Below are 17,722 nucleotides of genomic sequence, written 5' to 3' on the forward strand. Positions count from 1 at the left end.
ATTCCGACGCGCCGCCCGAGAAGGCGCCGTCAGCGGCGGTCCAGCTCCTCGTACAGCCAAGCCTTGGCGAACGCCCAGTCTCGCTTGGCCGTTGCCGCCGACACGCCCGCGCTCCGCGCCGCTTCCTGAATCGTAAGTCCGGCAAAGTAGCGCAGCATCACGATCTGGTACAGGCGGTCATCAACCTCTTTGAGCCGCGTCAGCGCCTCGTCGACCATCAACAGTTCAGTCGTGCCGTCTTCGGAGCACGCATGGTTGTCCTGCAGGTCAATACGAATTCGCCCGCCGCCATGGCGCACCGCTTGTCGCTTTCGGGCTCGATCGATGAGAATGTGCCGCATCGCCTGGGCCGCGGCTCGGAAGAAATGGCCCTCATCGGTCCAGGATCCGCCATCGCTGACGCCCAGTCGCAGGTAGGTTTCGTGCAAGAGGTCGGTGGCCTCGAGCGTCTCTCCCCGATTCTGCCGGGACAGCAGTTGCCGTGCGAGTTGTCGGAGGGGGTCGTACAGATGCGCCGCAAGGACTTGCCCGTCCGGGGCCGCACAAGCATCGGGCATGAGCTCGTCCTGTTCTGGTGTTCGTTCCAAGCCGCTCCCTCTGCCACAATGACGTGCACTCCACCCCTTTATGACACAAAAACGGTCGGCCGTGAGCCATCCGGCAGTAATCTGACGTATATTAGCAGAGACCGGCACGAATCTGGTGGTCCGAATCTCCCGCCACCGAAAAGTTAGGGCCGGTGAAGGAGACGCCATGCACCGAGCGATCCGTGTCCTGATTCTCGCTGTGCTCGGGGCTGCCGCATCGGTCGTTTCGGGCCAGACGGTCTACTTTGTCAATGCATCCGCCCCGCCGGGCGGCGACGGCCTGAGTTGGGCCACCGCCTTTCAACACCCTCAGCAGGGCTTGGATGCCTTTCCGGTGGGATCTGCCGAAATCTGGGTGGCCGCAGGCACCTATTACCCCACGACGCGCATCTCGCCTCCCGATCCACGCACCGCCACGTTCGTCATGCGCAACAGGCGCTCGCTCTACGGCGGATTCGCCGGGAACGAGACCAGCCGCGTCCAGCGCGACCCCGCCGCCAACCCGACGATCTTCAGCGGTGATATCGGCGAACTTGAAGATCCCTCCGATAACGCGTTCCACGTCGTCTATGCGGTTGGCGATGACCACACCACGATCCTCGACGGCGTGATCGTCCGCGATGGCGACGCCGGTGCAACCATCCAGGTCGGCGCCGGTCTCTGGGGCGACGGCACTTCGATGCAGATTCGCAACTGCATCTTCGAGGACAATCGGGCCCAGTACCAGGGCGCCGCGGTCTATTTCCGAGGATCGGGTAACCCCGTTGTCGCCGACACGTTGTTTCGAGACAACATCGCCGCCGACTGGGGCGGCGCGGTGAGCTGCAAGTCCGCCCGCGCGCTGTTTATTCGTTGCACGTTTCAGGACAACGTCGGCGGTCCCGGCGGCGGAGCGTTGCGCCTCGACGGCGGAAATTTCGAACTCGTCGACTGCGCGTTCATCGGCAACGAGGCTCTCGTGGGTGCGGGCCTCTCGACCGATCGCGTGCGGCACCTCGTCATGAGCGGGTGCACCTTTGAGCGCAATATTGGCTGGGCAGGTAACGCCGCCGCGAGTCTGCACCTTTTCCAGCAGAGCACCATCGAGTACTGTACGTTTGTCGAGAATGTGGCGCTTGCCGGCGACGGCGGGGCGCTGACGGTTGATGCTGAGGAGCCCGTCTGGATTCAGAACTGCACGTTTGAGCGAAACGAGGCGGCGCGCGATGGCGGGGCCATCTACGGCCGGCTTTCGGGTGGTGGCATCTTCGGCTGCCTCATCGTCGACAACACTGCGGGCGGCAGTGGCGGCGGCATCTACATCAACCCGTGGGCTGCATCGCCGATACTGGCGTGCACGTTCTACGGCAATTCCGCGGGCGCTCTCGGCGGCGGTTGTTTCAACGCCGGGCCTCGTTTCGACGCCCAGTCGCTCGACTGCATCTACTGGGCCAACACCGACTCGACTGGCAGCGGTGAAGACGCGCAGCTCGCCGGTGCGTACGGCCAGCCGTTCGCCAACTCCTGTACGATCCAAGGCTGGTCGGGCTCCTGGAGCGGGTCGTACAACAACGGCTTCGATCCGCTCTTCGTCGACGCGACGTCGGGCGATTTCGCCCTCAGCCCCGGTTCGCCCTGCATCGACTCCGGAGACAGCAACACGCTGCCGCCTGAGCCGCTGATTGACGCACGCCGCCAGCCACGATATGTCGATGACCCTGCGACCCCCGATACCGGCTTCGGGCCGCCTCCACTGATCGATCGCGGCGCGATTGAGTTTCAAGCGACAGCACGGCCGCTTGTCCTGTCCGTGTCGGGCAGTTGCCCGCAAGGCAGCGCGATGCTCATCACCTGCGCCGGCGCCACGCCGCATAGCCAAGTGGCAATCCTCTTTGCCGCGTCGGCGGGCGAGACATACATCCCGCAGGGCTATCCGTGCCAGGGCATCATGCTCGGACTCAGCGATCAGCGGCTTACCGTCGTGCTGGCCGAGCGCAGTGACGATCAGGGAAGCCTGGCCCGGCTCATCTTCGTACCGCGCGAAGCGTGCATTGGATCGCTCCAGGCGCTTGACTTGCGTTACTGCCGCACGAGCAACGTCGTGCCGCTGGATTGAGCGTTGGCAACCTGGCACCGGTTCGATGAAGTTGCAGCAGGCTCATCGCGGCGGCGCCTGCATCGACGCGATGATGGCGTGCATCTGCTTGGCGATGTTTTGCCAGCCTGATCGGTCGTTGGGCGCCGACGCAAAGGTCTGGGGCGGCCCGATCTTCAGCGTGATCTTGGCAGGCTTCGGGAATCGGTGGCCGGGCGGCAAGGCCGCAAACGCGCCGTCGATGCGGCAGGGCACGACGGGCACGGGCGTGCCGGCAACGAGCATGCCTAACCCCGCCCGAAACGGCCCCATCTCGCCGGTGCGGGTTCGCGTGCCTTCGGGAAAGAGAATGTAGCTGCAGCCGCCGCTGATCAGCCTGGCTCGCAGATCGCCGGCCGCGTGGCGGCCGCAGTGACGCCGCCACATCGGCAGCGCGTTGAGCATCATGGAACTGAAAGAGCGCCGCAGTGTGGTCTCAAAGAAGGTGTCGTGGGCGGCGATGGGAAACGTGCATTGGCGCAGTCGCATCGGCAGTGCCGCCGCCATCACCAGCGTATCCAGGTGACTGCTGTGATTGGCGATCAGGACAAATGGCGGACGTGCGGGCAAGGCGCACCGGTTCTCGACGCGGAGCCGGTGCCAGAACCGTGTGTACGTGCACGCACCAAGCCACCACGCGTGCCGCAGCATGCTGCTGGCGAGACCGCCTTCGCGTCTGACGCTTTCGAGCCGCGCGCTGAGCGGCAGGCCGAAATCCTGCGCGCGGTCGTAGCGCCACTCATCCACCGAAGTTCCCCGACATGATCCGCGTCGGCTGGTCAATCCCGATGCCACGGAAGTAGCCGATGTAATGAAACATCGCCGGCGCGACGAGAACGAGGCTGTCAAAGCGATCCAGCACTCCGCCGTGACCGGGGATCAGAACGCCCATGTCCTTGATTCCAAGATCGCGCTTCACGCTGGAGATCATCAGGTCGCCGAACTGCCCGACCGTGCTCAGCAGCAGTCCCATGACGACCAGGTGCAGCGGCGAATCGAGCACGGTTCCCGTGAACACGAATCGGCCGATGAACGCGTACAACGCCGTCGTGAGCACCATCGCCCCGATGCAGCCTTCGAAGGTCTTATTCGGGCTGGTCACCGGCGCCAGCGGCGTCCGTCCGAAGAGGCGACCGGTCGTGTAGGCGAAGATGTCGTTGGCTTCGACACAGAGTACGATGAGGATGATGAGCGGTCGGAACCGCGAATCGTTGGCGAAGTAGCCGAGATGCCCGAAGCAGACGCCGAAAAGCAGAAAAGCGAGCACGCCAAGCGCGACGCGCTGAATGTAGCCTCGAGGCTCATCGGGCACGAGGGCAATGACCGCAATGAGCACAATCGTGAGCGACGGCAGGGCCACGAAGAGATGGTACCAGTGATCGTAACTCGCAAACGTCACCGCCAGGATGCCGAGCACCACGGTGGCACTGATTGAGCGATGCCGAAACGCGCCCGTCGCCCGGGCAAACTCCCGGTAGCACAGCAGGCTGAGCAGGCACACGGCCAGGATCGTGCAGCCGGGGCCGAGCAGCAGCGGAATGAGAATCGCCGGGACGATGACCAGCCACGATCGGTACCGGCTGCGAATATCGCCGCGGATGGCCTCGCTCAGATTCGCGATGCGTCCCAGCGCGGCGACGCCCAGCGGCGTGAGCAAGAGCGCCACACCCAGCCCAAGCAGCACGTTCATCGTTACCGGGTCCGACAGCGCATCAGAGAGACTGAAGAACTTGTCCATCGCTGCACTCATGACGACTGGCGGTTCCGGAGGCGAGTCGAAATGATCAGCAGCCGGCGACAAGCGGTGATCAGGCCACCGACAATGACCGCCGCCAGCGCTGCACCCCAAACGCCCAGGCCGCTTGAGGCGTGGATAGGTTGCCAGTCCGCCGGCGCCAGACCGCAGTAGGCGCTGGCGAGGGTCAGCAGAAACATCCGCTGCGGCTTGGCCATCGGGCCGGCGAACACCTGCCCGGCGCCTGCGGCAGCGCCCATCGCTCGCAGGTAAGCCACAAAGAGAGCGATGGTCGCGGCAAGATAGCCCAGCGCCGGCACGCCGCCAATCGCGTAACCACCCGCGATGAGAATCGCTGAATCGGAGACGCGGTCGGGAACGTCGTTGTACAGCTCGCCGATGGGTGAAGCGCGTTGCCCGGCCATGGCCACCATCCCATCAAGCATGTTCGCCAGCAGGCGCAATTGGATCATTCCGGCAGCGCCGATCCAGCAGGCGCGGACCCACAGACCGTCAGCCTCGGCCGTCGCCGCCAGCAATGCCGCAGCGCCCACCGCAAAGCCCACGCTGGCCACCGAAATGACGTTCGGCGACACACGATATTCCGCGAGTCGAGCGGCCATGCGCTGGAACAGCTGGTACTCCCTGCTGTGCAGCGGCCTGCGATTTGCGCTTGGGGGTTCTTGCGACGACAACGCCGGAGTCTCCATGGCGGGCAGCGCTCGCCAAACGTGATCATACGGTAGACCGTGACACGCGATCGGAGGGGCAGGCCCACTACCATCGATGGGAGACGTATTCACAGGGAGGCCGAACGTGACGCAGCGGCCGGCGGCCATCATGGGCGGGCGCGCCGAAGTCGTGCAGGTCGCCGCCGAGACTTGTGACACTCCGGCGCGTGCGCCAGGCGAGTTCACCGTCGCAGTCTCGGATGGCGCGCCACTCTTTTATCGTTTCTGGCCATCGCGCGCGCCAAGTTGCAAATCACTGATCCTGGTGCATCGGGGCCACGAGCACTCCGGCCGGTTCCAGGAGTTCGTTGATGCGCTGAACCTGGGTGACATCAACGTCATTGCGTGGGATGCGCGAGGTCACGGCCGCTCGCCGGGACGGCGGGGGCGCGCGGCGAGTTTTGGCGCCGTGGTCAAGGACCTCGATTGCTTTACGCGCGCGGTCAGCGAGCGGCACGGATTGCCGCTCGAGCAGGCGGTCGTGCTCGGCCACAGCGTCGGGGGCGTCACCGTCGCCGCATGGGTGCACGACTATGCGCCGCCGGTCCGCGCGATGATTCTCGTCACGCCCGCGTTCCGGGTCCGGCTCTATGTTCCACTGGCCATTCCCGGGCTGCGCCTGCTGTCGTGCGTTCGACGCGAGTCATCCATCAAGAGTTACGTCAAGGCGAAGATGCTCACGCATGATCCGACCGCCGCGGCCGACTACGAGCGCGATCCGCTCATCTCGCGCGATATTGCGGTGAACGTCCTTCTCGGGCTGCACGACACGTCGACCCGACTGCTGGCTGACGCGGCCGCAATCCGCACCCCGTGCCTCGTTCTTACCGCCGGCAGCGATTGGGTGGTGAGTTCTCGCGCGCCACAGCGATTCTTCGGCCGGCTGGGTTCATCGGCAAAGCGCATGGAGCGCTACGAAGGAATGTTCCACTCCATTCTCCACGAGCGCGGCCGCGAGCGCCCGATCGCTGACATTCGAGAGTTCGTCCTTGATTCGTTTGAACGGAGCGGTGCCGCGGGGCAACTTCCGGATGTCGATCGGTCGCCTCCGCCTTGGTGGAAACGTCCGTACTGGTGGTCGGCCCGGCTGTTTCTCAGGAGCATCGGACGACTCAGCAGGGGAATCAGCATCGGGTGGGAGCGCGGCTTTGACTCCGGTCAATCGCTCGACCACGTGTATCGGAATCGGGCCGACGGCATAACTCCGCTGGGCCGCCTGATCGACCGTGTCTATCTCGATGCCCCGGGCTGGCGCGGCATTCGTTCGCGCAAGGCGAATCTCGAACGGCTCATGGCGCGGGCCATTGCACTCGTTCACGAATCCGACCAATGTGCACATGTGCTCGACGTCGCGGCGGGTCCGGGTCGGTATGTCATGGACACCATCCTGCAGCAGCGGGGCGCGCCTGTGACGGCGACGCTTCGCGACCGCGACCTGGCCGGCCTCGAGGCTGGTCGAGCGCTCGCCGATCAGCTGAACCTCTCCGATCGCGTGACCTTCGAACCGGGCGATGCCTTCGATGCGGACCGCATCGCGGCGACTTCGCCCCGGCCGACGATCGGCATCGTTTCCGGGTTGTTCGAACTGTTCCCGGACAACGAGTGCATCCGTCAGTGTCTCGACGGGTTGAGCCGGGCCATTGCGCCGGGCGGGTACCTGATCTATACGAACCAACCATGGCATCCTCAACTGGAACTCATCGCGCGCGTTCTCACGAACCGCGAAGGCAAGCCATGGGTCATGCGCTGTCGGAGCCAAGCGGAAATGGATCGACTCGCGGCAGAGGCGGGCTTTTACAAAATCGCGATGGAGATCGACGAAGCCGGAATCTTCACCGTATCGCTAGCGCGGCGTCAAGCCGCTGCGAACGCGCCAGTGAACGAGCCGTCACATCAAGCAGTCGCTGCGCCTGTTCGTTGAATTCGACATTCGGCCGCGATGCAGCGATGAGATCGATCGATTCCTGCGCCGTTACGGCAAGATCACGATCGAGCAGGATCGCCGCCGCCACCGTCGCGCTTCGGGCGTACCCCAGGCCGCAGTGGATGTAGAGCGTTCCGTCCGCTGCGAACCGGCGCCCGATCGCCACGGCCTGGCGCAACTGTTCCTGCGTGGGCAGCGTCAGGTCGAGAATCTGAATGTTGAAATACTCGACGCGTTGAAACGCTGGCGGCGCGGAGTGTTCGGCGGTGAGATCGAGCACGGCCGTGATCCTGCGTCCAATCAGGGCCTCGGCTGCGCGGTTGGAGCATCGCCCGCCGATCACCAGGCCAGGTGCGAGCGCGGTGCCACTTCGGTGCGACTCGCGCGCCGAGAAGATCACGCGTGTAACCCAGAGGCCCGCGAGGTAGGGTGCCAGAACGACGCGCGCTTCGGGTCGAAGGCGGCCGCGGACCTTTCTGAAGATTCGCGGTCCGACGCCGGCATAGCCGGCCCCGACGACGGCCATCGAAACGCCCGGCCATACCAACACGAGGCCCGCTGGGCTCAGCAGCGCCGCCGCCGCGAACATCCCGACTGCGCCGGCCGCGCACCAGGCGGCCACCTTTCGATTCGGACGGACTTCGCCGGCGCCGGGAAGTGCATCGTCATCATCGGCTGCGGGTGCGGCATAGAGCGTGCCGATCGCCAACGATGCTCCGGCGAGCGCATCGACGAGATAGTGCTGCCGCACGAACAGCACCGAGACGACGATCAGGACGAACCAGATGTTGACAACTGCAAGAAGCCAGCCGCCCGCGCGCCGGCGGTACAACTCCCAGAGCACGATGGCGTAGGCCACGTGCAGCGACGGGCACATGTTGAACGGACGATCGAACGACTTGAGCAGTTCAAACGACCATCCCGTAACACCCGTGAGGTCCGGCCGCACATCGGCCAACTGCAGCGGCAAGAGCAGAAAGCAGACACCGGCGATCGCCGTGATCGCCAGGATTCGCACGCCGTGGATCTTCAGTTCCCGTCGCGTTCGACAGAGAAAGGGCGCGAGCAGGAACAGGGCGTCGATCGACATGTACGGCACGATGAACGGCTGAATGAAGGGCAGTCGCTGTTCCCACTCGAAGCGCAGAATCCCGACATCGACGCGCGTTGAGGTGTACCAGTTCGTGCCTGCATAGATCACGAGAAACGCCAGCGCCAGGCCGCACGTCCAGGCGAGGCGAAGCGTCAAGGGCGCTGGTTTATCGCGTAGCTTCATGCCGTCCTCGAAGCGGCCTCGTTTCCGCGGCGCGGGGAGGCAGGCGGTCCATCGTGGCTGCGGTTGCCTGCGGTGACCAAGTGCAAGCAACAGGCCGGCCACACCGGCCGGCCCGTCGCAATCATATCAGCCTTACCGCCGACGGAAGTTCAGTTTTCGTACACGACCAGCCGCTGCTCGCCCTCAAGTTGGCGTTCGCGGGTGAGATCCTGTGTGACTTCGAGCGTGCCGAGGTAGGCACCCGCCTCGCTGCGCACGGCGAAGTAGCGGATGTGGATGAAGCGTCCGCGGAGGTTGATCCAGAACTCCGCGACGTTCTGCCGGCCGGCCTTGAAGTCCTGCAGGATCTGCTCGACGAGGTGCACGCTCTTGGGTGGATGGCACTGCTGCACGCGTCGGCCGACCACCGCCTTGGCCCGCACGAAAATTCTCCCGGCGCCTTCGCTGAAGAATCGCACCCGGTCATCGGCGTCAACAAAGGTGAGATCGACGGGCATGCTGTTGAAGATGCCTATCAGCTGCTCGACCGTGAGCGCCCCCGTTGGGAACATGACGGCCGCCGCCGCGGGCGGGGCCGGTGCGGCAGCCGGAGTCAGCGGCAGCGATACGCCCCCGTCGCCACGGCGCTCTCCAAGAGTCGCGGCTTCCTTCGCGCGCGGCCGGGTGGCTCCAAGCAGAGCCGAGGCCGAAGGGCGAAATTCACGCCCGGGATCGACGATGCACCAGCCGAACTGAGGCGACTGAGCCCAGATCTCCACCCACTCCGATTCGTCAAGCGTCTTGATCGCCATGGGCAGCAGGATGTGATTCTCTTTGAAGACCATGTCGATCACCGCGGGCAACGCGCGCTCGGCCGCGGCGGCGACGGCCCGGCGCCAGGCGACCGCATCATCAGGAGGAGCGCTGAGCGCGACGTCAAGGTCGCGCAGCAGCGCCCGAATCTCGTCGTCCTTGGCCCACATGACCTTGGAGGGGCCGGTCATGCCGTGCCGTTCAAGACAGGTGAAGAGCAACTGCTCCTTGCGCAGGTAGTGCTTGTCCACATCCAGAATCTGATTGAGCGTGGATCGCAGTTGCAGAACCTCCTGCTCCGCCGGCGGCATGCCGCTATTGAGTACTTCCGACACCCGCGTCTGCAGCGCGGTGCATTGCCCTTCGAGCGCCGCATTCTCGCTCTGAAAGGTCTCAACGGGATGACCCGGCGGAAAGGCGGTCGTCGCCGCCGACGGCATCGACTGGCGCACCGCCGCGGCGTGGTCGTCGCAGGTCGCGACGAGTTGCTCGACCGGCACGCCTTCGCGCAGCAGTTCATCTTCCGCCTGCGCCACCTGGCACGCATCGCACCCGGTGAGCAGGTGCGTCAGGCTCTGTCGCGACTGCTGCGAGCCGCCGCTCTCGGTCACGTCGCGCAGCGCGGTCTTGAGGCGGTTGACACGGTCGGCGGGATGTTCGAGAAGTTCGCTCACTTCATGCTCCTTTCGGAGTTGCAATTGCAGGTTGCCCGCAGGTCAGCGCCTCTGCCGGGTGCAGACCGCAGGATGAGCACGCGTCGTCCTCTTCTTCTGGACGGTATGACGGCGGGTTGGGGGCGATGATTTCGCGCGACGCGGGAACGCCGGCGTCGGTGCGCAGGACGGCCGCCCAGGCGCGAAGCAGATCGCCGATCCCCACCAGCGTCGTGACAAGATCCCGCGGCGGCGTCGAGTTCTGCGAGTCGCTGTGCCGTTCGATGCGGCGCTGCACGCAGCGCGCGAACGTCGGCATCCACCAGCCGGCATGATCACGCACGAAAGAATCGAGCGCCTCGCGGCAGATCTGCGCGTGTTCAGCTTCACCGGCCGCAAGGGCGATGCGCATCTTCTCATGCAGCAGTGCGACGAATTCGAGTTCGGTGGCGACGTGATCCGGCCGTTCCGGGCGATCCCCTCCGGGCTGCACGCCAAACGCTCGGTAGAACCCACCCACATCAGCCATCTGGCTGGCGCGATACGTGGGGTCTTCCCAGTGGCAGTAGTCTGTCTCGTAAGGGGGGCAGTCCTTCGACACCACCAGCCCGAACACGCTATCGAACACCTCGGCCTGCTCCGACTTGGGCGCACCAAGCCAGTCGATCAGCGGCTCAATCGCAGCGCGCTGCGGCGTGAGTTCGCCCAAGCTGAGTTCCGACATCTCCAGCTCCGCCGCACTCTTGACGATCCCTCGCCACGCGCCGCGAAGCGCTTCGAGTTCCTCTGGCGATGCGATCGGGCCCTCCGCCGCTCGAGTCATCGGATCGCGCCAGGCGTGGGAGAGCGCCACGCCGAACATCGCGCGGGCGGCGAGGTCATCTGTCGTCAGGCTCTGGGTGGCGGCGGTCATGACGACTCCTTTCAGATGCTGTTGACGTGCAGTTCGGCCGGACGTTCAAACGTCGGCTCCTCAACCGTCACGCGCACGCACTCGACGTTGAACTTGTTGTACCCGATCACGGTGTCGTTGTAGATTTCCTGCGTCCGGCTCGTGCCGTCGGGCATCGTCACTTCGATCTCGGCGACCTTGGGTCCCTTGACGACTTCGTAGCGGAAGATGATCTGCTGCGTCGTGCGGAACAACTGCATGACCGCGAGCAGGTCGCGATCCGGGCACGAATACTGTTCGATCGCGTGTTCGACGCCAGGCCCGAACATCTGCTTGAGATAGGCTCGAGGCACCCAGCGCGGCGGAATGTAGTAGCCGTTGGGCTCCGTGCCGAACTGCGGGTACAGCGGCAACGCCACCTGCCGCTCGCGGATCATGTAGTACAGCGGGTTCCAGCGGTCCTCGACCCAGCGGCCTTCATCGTCGATGGCCACCAGCCCCTGCATTCGAATGCGGCCAGGGCACACGGTCATGCAGCGCGTCTCGAGCGGCTCGCCGTTGGGTGACAACTCAGGATCTTTGCCTTCCACGCGCGGATAGCAGCCCACGCACTTCTCGCTCGTGCGCGTCGTGGTGCGGTACATGGCCTTCTTGTAGGGGCAGGCTTCGACGCATTTGCGGTATCCGTTGCAGCGGTTCTGGTCGATGAGCACGATGCCGTCTTCAGGCCGCTTGTAGATCGCGCCGCGCGGGCAGGCGGCCAGGCATCCGGGATAGGTGCAGTGGTTGCACAGGCGCTGGAGGTAGAAGAACCAGACCTTGTGGCTGGGCAGTTGCGCCGAGCCACCGAACTGCTTGCCGCCGCTGAACAGATCGCCCACCGCCGTCTCCTCGTGGATGTTGGGCGCCGTCGTCCACTCCTCCTGCGTGGGGAGGTATCCGAGCACGCGCTTGGCGCCTTCGGCTTCGCTGTAGTACTTTTCGGCCGCCTCGAAGATCGTTTTGCCGTTGAACTGGCCGTAAGGCGACTCATGGCCAACGTCGCCTCCACCAGCCCAGCGCTGGCCATCGGGGTTCGTCTTATTGAGCATGTCGAGAATCTTCACGTCCCAGTTGTGCGGATATCCGCCGAAGGGCTTGGTCTCGACGTTGTTCCAGTACATGTACTCCTGCCCGCGCGAGAATGTCCATGTGCTCTTGCAGGCCATCGTGCACGTCTGGCACGCGATGCAGCGATTGATGTTGAAGACGAACGCGAACTGCGATCGCGGGTGCGCTTCTTCGTAGGGATAGGTCATCTCTCGACCGAGTTGCCAGTTGTAGACGCGCGGCATGATGTGCTCCTGATGCAGGTCGTTCAGTGATGACGCGATGCGCTGACCGTCAAAGTTGCCGGCCGGACGTCATTGTTCGATTCGCGGGTTGCGTGCCGGTGTGAGCCGACGCGCGCATGGATCCGATCGAGGATGGCGTCGAGCCGGCTTCCCAGTGTCAGGCGCATTCCGTAGAGCGCCTGATATTCCGGGTCGGTGGTCATGGCGCGGAGTGTCTCAAGCGGCGTGCCAACCAGGAGCAACTCCTCGAAGAGGCACACCGCCATGAACTCCACGTCGCCGGGCGTCATCGATCCGTCGAGGATCATCGGGTGCTCGGGCTCGATCGGCCGGTCCGCCGGATGCGACGATTCGCAGACGCTCTCAGTATCCATAGCCGTCCTCCGGTGTTCCGATGCCGGTCAGTTCACCGGCGAGATAGGCGAGATTGGCCTCGCTTTGCCCAAGCGGCCCGAAGCCGCTTTGCGCGTTGGTCCAGACACCCTGGCCGTCGAGCCCGCCGGCCTCGGCCTTGGTGATGCGAATGAGCGTTTCCTTGGGCACGGTGTTGACCGCGTGGTTATCGACGTCGGCGCCGAAGACGAATCCCATGCCTCCGGTCTTCTTGTGAAACAACGTGTCGGTCTGGTGCATGGGCGGCAGCCAGCCACGCGTGATCGACTGGTGCGAGCCATAGCGATACGACGACTGGTACCCCGTGCCCTCCGCCAGCGCCCGGCCGTCGCTGCGGCTCTCGTGCGCGCGGACGGTGCGTTCGGATGCGATCCAGCCCGTGTGCTTCATGATGGTGAAGTGATACGGCAGCGCGGGATTGAACTTCACGCGCACCATGCACCGGTAGGCGCGGTGCCTGAATGATCCCGAGTCTTCCTGCCAGCCGCGGTAGGGGCGATCGGCCGGATTCGCATCGACGTAGACGTAGTCGCCGTCGTTCAAACCGAGGTCTTGGCCCGCCTGCGGATTCATCTGGATCTGCCGGTCGCCCACGCCCGGCGCTCGCTTGTCGCGCCGGTAGGGGTCGGAGAAGCTCGTGGACCAGATCCAGTTCCAGTCGACGGTGGACCACGATGAGTGTGTCGAATGCCGGCTCTTGGGCGTCGAGCAGAAGAAGTGGAACCCGCCGCTCCACAGCGGATTGACCGTCTGCTTCACCTTCGACCAGGGCATCATCACGTTGCGCACCTGCCGCAGGTCGGCGTCCATGGCGTCGATGGGAATGCCGTAGTCGAGCGGGCGGATGTACGGGCTCGTCGAGACGATCACGTTGGGCATGTACGGCGTTGCTTCGACCGACTCGCGGTGCACGATCAGGTTCTCGCCGCACGCGATCGCTTCATCGAGATCGCAGTACGCCGCGACGCGGCCGCAATCGGTGTAGAAGGGCAGGCTGTCGTGCACCTGCTCGTAGAAAGCCACGCGAGGATACGTGCGGAACAGGAACATCGCCACGCCCGGCTCGCCGCCGTAGTCGCCGCGCATGATCCGGTCCAGCTGGTACGGCCCGTCTTTCGCAACCGTGGTGATGCACGAGTCGAGCACGCGCTGAATGTACACGCGGTTCTTCTTCTCGAGCACATACTTCCACATGTCGCCGAAACGCCGGTCGCCGGTCAGCCGGCTCAGTGATTCAGCGACGAGCGCGAAGACGATGGCGTCATCGCGACTGTCGTGCACCGGCTTGATTCCATCGCCGCCCCAGACCTGGATGAACGGGTTCGAGCACGAGCCGCCCAGTTCAAGATCTTCGAACTCCGCCCATGAATTGACGGGAAAGACGATGTCAGAGTATTCCGCTGAGCCGGTCCACTCGATCTGCTGGTCGACGATCAGATCGACCTTGGGCAGCGTGTTGACGATGATGTCGTAGATCCACTTGGCCTGGTTGAGGAAGTTGGCGTTGTTGTACCAGAACGCCTTGGTCGGCGTGGGGAGGTGCGTGTCTCCGGTGAAGCGCTTCTCGCCCTGCGGCGTCTTTACCTTGAGAATCTCTTCGCCGCATGCCCAGTAAGACGGCTCTTCGTGATGCATGCAGTGGCGCAGGTTCTGGCCGCCGAGCGTGGCCGCCTCGTCGAGCACCGGATTGAACGGATCCTCATAGGTGTACACGCCCACGCCGGGCTTTCCGCGGCCGCCCTGGAGCAGGGCGCCTTTGTAGTTGCCCGCCCAGGCGAACACACCGGCGCCGTGCATGCCGATGTTGCCCGTGATGGCCATGAGCACGAAGCAGGCGCGGTTGTGCAGCGTCGCATGGAAGTAGTGATTGATGCCCTCGCCGAAGTGGATCGCGGCCGGCTTGATTGTCGCCAGGTCCTTGGCCAGCCGTTCGATGAGCGATGCATCTGCACCGGTGATCTCCGCCACCGTCTGCACGTCGTAGTCCTTGAGGTGACGGCGGTACATCTCGAAGATCGGCATGACTTCAACCGTCTCGCCGCTGACCAGTTTTACGTTGAACGTTCCGCGCAGCGCCGGCTTGAAGGCGAGGTTGTCGCCGACTTCATCGCGCGAAACTGCAACCACTTTGCCCGCAGCAGAGTCCCACATGCAGAAGTCGCCGATCTGCTCGCGCTGCTCGGTTGTGAGCCCGTGCAGGCGGAACGACGGGCCAGTGCTGATGTCTTTGTTGGAGTAGCCGGCGAACACGTCCTGTGGGCGCAGCCTCTTGAGCGTGTCGGTCCGCACGAGCAGGGGCATGTCGGTGAAGCGCCGGGTGAAATCGGCGTCGTACCAGTCGTTGTCGATGATGATCCGGATCAGCCCGAGCACCAGCGACAGATCGCTCAGGCCCGGGCGCACGCCGATCCAGTAGTCGCTCTTGGCGCTGGGCGCCGCGTAGTCGGGCGCAACGTTAACAATCTTGGCGCCTCGCTCCATCGCTTCGATGAACCAGTGCGACTCGGCCATCTTGTTTTCGACAAGGTTCTTGCCGATCATCAGGATCATCTTTGAAAAGCGCAGGTCGCTGAAGTCCATGTCCGACGTCTGCAGCCCCGTGGCGAACGGCGTGCCTGGCGCCTGGTCGCCGCGCCAGGTGTACTCGTTCCACGCGCGGGCGCCCAGCGCGTCTTCCGGTTTGACGCCGCGCACGTGATGATCGAGCAGGCCGAGCATGTTGCCGAAGCGGTAGATTCCGAACTTGCCGATCAAGCCGTGGATCGGCAAGTTGGAACCCATTTTGATGGTTGTCGTTCCGGCGCCGTGCCAGTGGTGCAGCAGATCTTCGTCGTAGCCGTCGGCGAGCAGCCGCCGCCGGCCGGCATCGCCGCTGTAGGTCCCGGCGACGGCGCGAAGGCCCATGGCGCAGTATCGCGCGGCCTCATCCCAGGAGAGGCGCACGAAGTCGTCGTTGCCGCGATCGTCGAACTTGTATTTCGTCCGCAGCGCGGGCGTATCGGAGAGGCTCGGAAAGCCGTCGTCTGCCCACTGTTTCCAGCCCTTGCGAATCGCGGGCCCCTTGGCGCGATACGGCCCGTAGACGCGGCGCTGGAAAGTAAAGCCCTTCGGGCAGCCGCGCGGGTGCCACGCCGGACTCGTCTTGTTGCCGTAGCAGTCGCCGTAGCGATCCACGTCGTAGTTCTGCTCCGATCGGATGAGAACGCCGTTGCGCACGAACGCTTTCATGCGGCACATGTGCGTGTCGTTGGGCGCGCAGACCCAGGTGAACGTGCGGTCGTAGCCATACTGGTCGCGATACATCCGCTCCCAGCCGCGCTGCGGGTAGAACAGCAGCGGGTTCTCCACGCCGACGACGGGAATGAGGCTGCCCAGCGCGCTGGGCCAGGCAAACGCCGCCACCGACGAAGCGCCGAAAAGGCCGATGAACCGGCGGCGAGAGAGATCCCTGCCGCCGTGCCCGCTGTTATGTTCCTGCTGTCCGTCTTCGTTCGATTCGAGGTTCTCGCTGCTCATGGTCCGACCTTCCGCAGTTTGAAAGTGCGTCACAGTGTTGCCGACGTTTGCCGTTCAGCGCGGCATCTCCAGCCAGTGCCATCCCGAGATCAGTTTCGTTCCGTTTCGATCGAGCGCAGCGCCGTCCCACGCCGCAAATGCGATGGGCACGCGCTGCATCGCCGCGAAGTCCACATCGCCCTCGTGATGCGCCGGCAACTCGCGCACGAAAACGACGCGCCAGGCGCCATCGCGCCAGCGGCCCACGCCATCCACGTTCTGATCGTCGGGCGGCGCGATCGTCGTCGAGCCGAAGCCCGCCGCGTTCATGCACAGCACCGGACGATTCATGAGCGCCGGATCCGACTGAGGATTGCCGGCGCCCCACGCGGTGATGTACGTCGGATCGTGCTCCGTGAGCGGCCCGGTCACCGGATCGCCCGACTTGAATGGGTACATGTCCACAGGATCGCCCATTTCGCTCAGCGCAATATCGCGCCGCTGATTCGCATCCGCATCCATCTGCCGGCTGGCCTTCCACTGCCAGATGTTCACCAGCGTCTGCGCCTGGCCGTCCTGCTGGCCCATCGTGAGCATGGGCGCCTCAGAGGTGAGGCTGAACATGATTCCGACGGCATCCGTCGCGCTGTCGAGCGTCTCGGGTCCATCCACGGTCGAGTCGGCCCATTCAACGCAGAAAGCGATGCGATCATCCGTCTTGGCCGTGCGCACTGCGAGCGAGCGCGTCGCGTGCCGGCGCTGCCAGAGCGGTTGTAGTGAAGCAGTGACCGGCTCGACGGCGCTCCACCCGGAATCGAAAGGATCAGCCATCATGGCGGTCGACGCGGTTGCAGCCGGCGCGATGACCGCGCCCGATGGCACGCCCGATTGTTCGCGCGACTCGATAAGACTTTCAAGGTAGGCGACCATCGCCCAGACCATGTCCGTCGATGGATCGAGACCTTCAACCTTGATCCCCGCGTTCATCGCCGCTTCGAAACTGGGCATCGGCGTGCCGGGAACCCCGACGAGGATCGTGCGATAGAGGTCTTCGCTCGTGCGACCGGCTTTGAAGACTCCGGTGGTGAAGTCGGCGGGCGGCAGGGGATAGCCGTTCGAATCGATTAACCCTTGAGCCGACGGGCCGTCGCCGCGCCCGGTTTCGCCGTGACACGGTGCGCAGCCCATCGTAACGAACACGTTGTGGCCCTGCTTGATCAGGTCCTGAGTGAACTCAGGCTTTGGAGGAATGGTCACGGGTTCGACCGGACCCTGCGGCCACGGAGCCGTGTTCAGCGAGAGAACGTAATCGATCAGCGACGCGATCTGCGCATCACTGAGCACGCTGTCAAACGCCGGCATCGCGGTGCGCGCGATGCCGTTGCGAATGCTGCGCTCGAGGTCGGTCCTTGTGGGAGGCGCATCGTTGAATGTTGATTTGAACCGGTAGATTCCTGAGGTGAAATCGCGCGGCTTGGGGAAGAGCAGATACGAAGCGGGCCCGTCGCCCTGGCCGCCCGGGCCGTGGCACGTCGCGCAGTTGGCGAGGTAGATCTGCTGCGCTTCCGTTGCGGGAGGTTGCGCCGCCTGTTCGCCTGCCGGCGCGACCGAGGCGATGGGCGGCGCAGGGGAGCCTGAAGTCGGCGCTGCGCCTCCGCTCAGAGCCGCGGTCGCCGCGCCGACGCCGATCACCGCAATCCAGGCGGCGGGCCACGCGCATTGCGGAGGCCAAAGGGATGTGGATATCCGATTTATCTGGTTGCCGCCGTCGTCTCGCTTGGTTGAATCGTTCATGGC

13 protein-coding genes are annotated in these 17,722 nt (G+C 64.5%); 2 read left to right on the plus strand and 11 right to left on the minus strand.

Annotation, left to right across the window (positions count from 1 at the left end):
* Positions 1-29 precede the first annotated feature (29 nt).
* Positions 30-557 (minus strand): sigma-70 family RNA polymerase sigma factor, encoded by a 528-nt coding sequence (locus IT430_04070; protein ID MCC6907096.1) that lies wholly within the window; start codon positions 555-557, stop codon positions 30-32.
* A gap of 196 nt (positions 558-753) precedes the next feature.
* Between IT430_04070 and IT430_04075 the strand changes: the two genes are divergently transcribed.
* Positions 754-2,682: a right-handed parallel beta-helix repeat-containing protein gene (locus tag IT430_04075; GenBank protein MCC6907097.1), complete on the plus strand. Its 1,929-nt coding sequence runs from the start codon at positions 754-756 to the stop codon at positions 2,680-2,682.
* A gap of 42 nt (positions 2,683-2,724) precedes the next feature.
* On the opposite strand, the gene IT430_04080 is transcribed toward IT430_04075, so the two are convergent.
* Genes IT430_04080 through IT430_04090 form a run of 3 tightly spaced genes read right to left on the minus strand, consistent with a single transcriptional unit; the run spans position 2,725 to position 5,031 of the window.
* Complete coding sequence (locus IT430_04080) at positions 2,725-3,447, minus strand: 1-acyl-sn-glycerol-3-phosphate acyltransferase (GenBank protein MCC6907098.1); 723 nt, start codon at positions 3,445-3,447, stop codon at positions 2,725-2,727.
* On the minus strand, positions 3,440-4,438 hold the full coding sequence (locus tag IT430_04085; protein ID MCC6907099.1) for a phosphatidate cytidylyltransferase: 999 nt from the start codon (positions 4,436-4,438) through the stop codon (positions 3,440-3,442). The genes IT430_04080 and IT430_04085 overlap by 8 nt, the downstream gene beginning before the upstream one ends.
* An 8-nt stretch (positions 4,439-4,446) precedes the next feature.
* Positions 4,447-5,031: a hypothetical protein gene (locus IT430_04090; protein MCC6907100.1), complete on the minus strand. Its 585-nt coding sequence runs from the start codon at positions 5,029-5,031 to the stop codon at positions 4,447-4,449.
* Positions 5,032-5,251: 220 nt separating this feature from the next.
* On the opposite strand from IT430_04090, the gene IT430_04095 reads away from it, so the two are divergent.
* Positions 5,252-7,087 carry a bifunctional alpha/beta hydrolase/class I SAM-dependent methyltransferase gene (locus IT430_04095; protein MCC6907101.1) on the plus strand — a complete coding sequence of 612 codons (1,836 nt, stop codon included), beginning with the start codon at positions 5,252-5,254 and terminating at the stop codon, positions 7,085-7,087.
* On the opposite strand, the gene IT430_04100 is transcribed toward IT430_04095, so the two are convergent.
* From IT430_04100 to IT430_04130, 7 genes are all read right to left on the minus strand, one after another.
* Positions 6,999-8,366 carry a phosphatase PAP2 family protein gene (locus IT430_04100; GenBank protein MCC6907102.1) on the minus strand — a complete coding sequence of 456 codons (1,368 nt, stop codon included), beginning with the start codon at positions 8,364-8,366 and terminating at the stop codon, positions 6,999-7,001. The two genes, IT430_04095 and IT430_04100, sit on opposite strands and share 89 nt — an antisense overlap.
* A 149-nt stretch (positions 8,367-8,515) precedes the next feature.
* Positions 8,516-9,832, minus strand: a complete 1,317-nt coding sequence (locus IT430_04105) for a DUF438 domain-containing protein (protein ID MCC6907103.1) — start codon at positions 9,830-9,832, stop codon at positions 8,516-8,518.
* Between the two features lies 1 nt (position 9,833).
* Positions 9,834-10,724: a molecular chaperone TorD family protein gene (locus IT430_04110; protein ID MCC6907104.1), complete on the minus strand. Its 891-nt coding sequence runs from the start codon at positions 10,722-10,724 to the stop codon at positions 9,834-9,836.
* An 11-nt stretch (positions 10,725-10,735) separates the two neighbouring features.
* Positions 10,736-12,037 (minus strand): hypothetical protein, encoded by a 1,302-nt coding sequence (locus tag IT430_04115; GenBank protein ID MCC6907105.1) that lies wholly within the window; start codon positions 12,035-12,037, stop codon positions 10,736-10,738.
* Between the two features lie 23 nt (positions 12,038-12,060).
* Positions 12,061-12,411, minus strand: coding sequence for a hypothetical protein (locus IT430_04120; GenBank protein MCC6907106.1), 351 nt, complete (start codon positions 12,409-12,411; stop codon positions 12,061-12,063).
* Positions 12,401-15,946: a molybdopterin-dependent oxidoreductase gene (locus tag IT430_04125; GenBank protein MCC6907107.1), complete on the minus strand. Its 3,546-nt coding sequence runs from the start codon at positions 15,944-15,946 to the stop codon at positions 12,401-12,403. Before IT430_04125 ends, IT430_04120 begins: the two co-directional genes overlap by 11 nt.
* A gap of 54 nt (positions 15,947-16,000) precedes the next feature.
* Entirely contained in the window at positions 16,001-17,719 is a 1,719-nt protein-coding gene (locus IT430_04130) for a c-type cytochrome (protein ID MCC6907108.1), read from the minus strand.
* Between the last annotated feature and the right edge of the window lie 3 nt (positions 17,720-17,722).

The sequence above is a fragment of the Phycisphaerales bacterium genome, assembly GCA_020852515.1.
GTDB lineage: Bacteria > Planctomycetota > Phycisphaerae > Phycisphaerales > UBA5793 > UBA5793.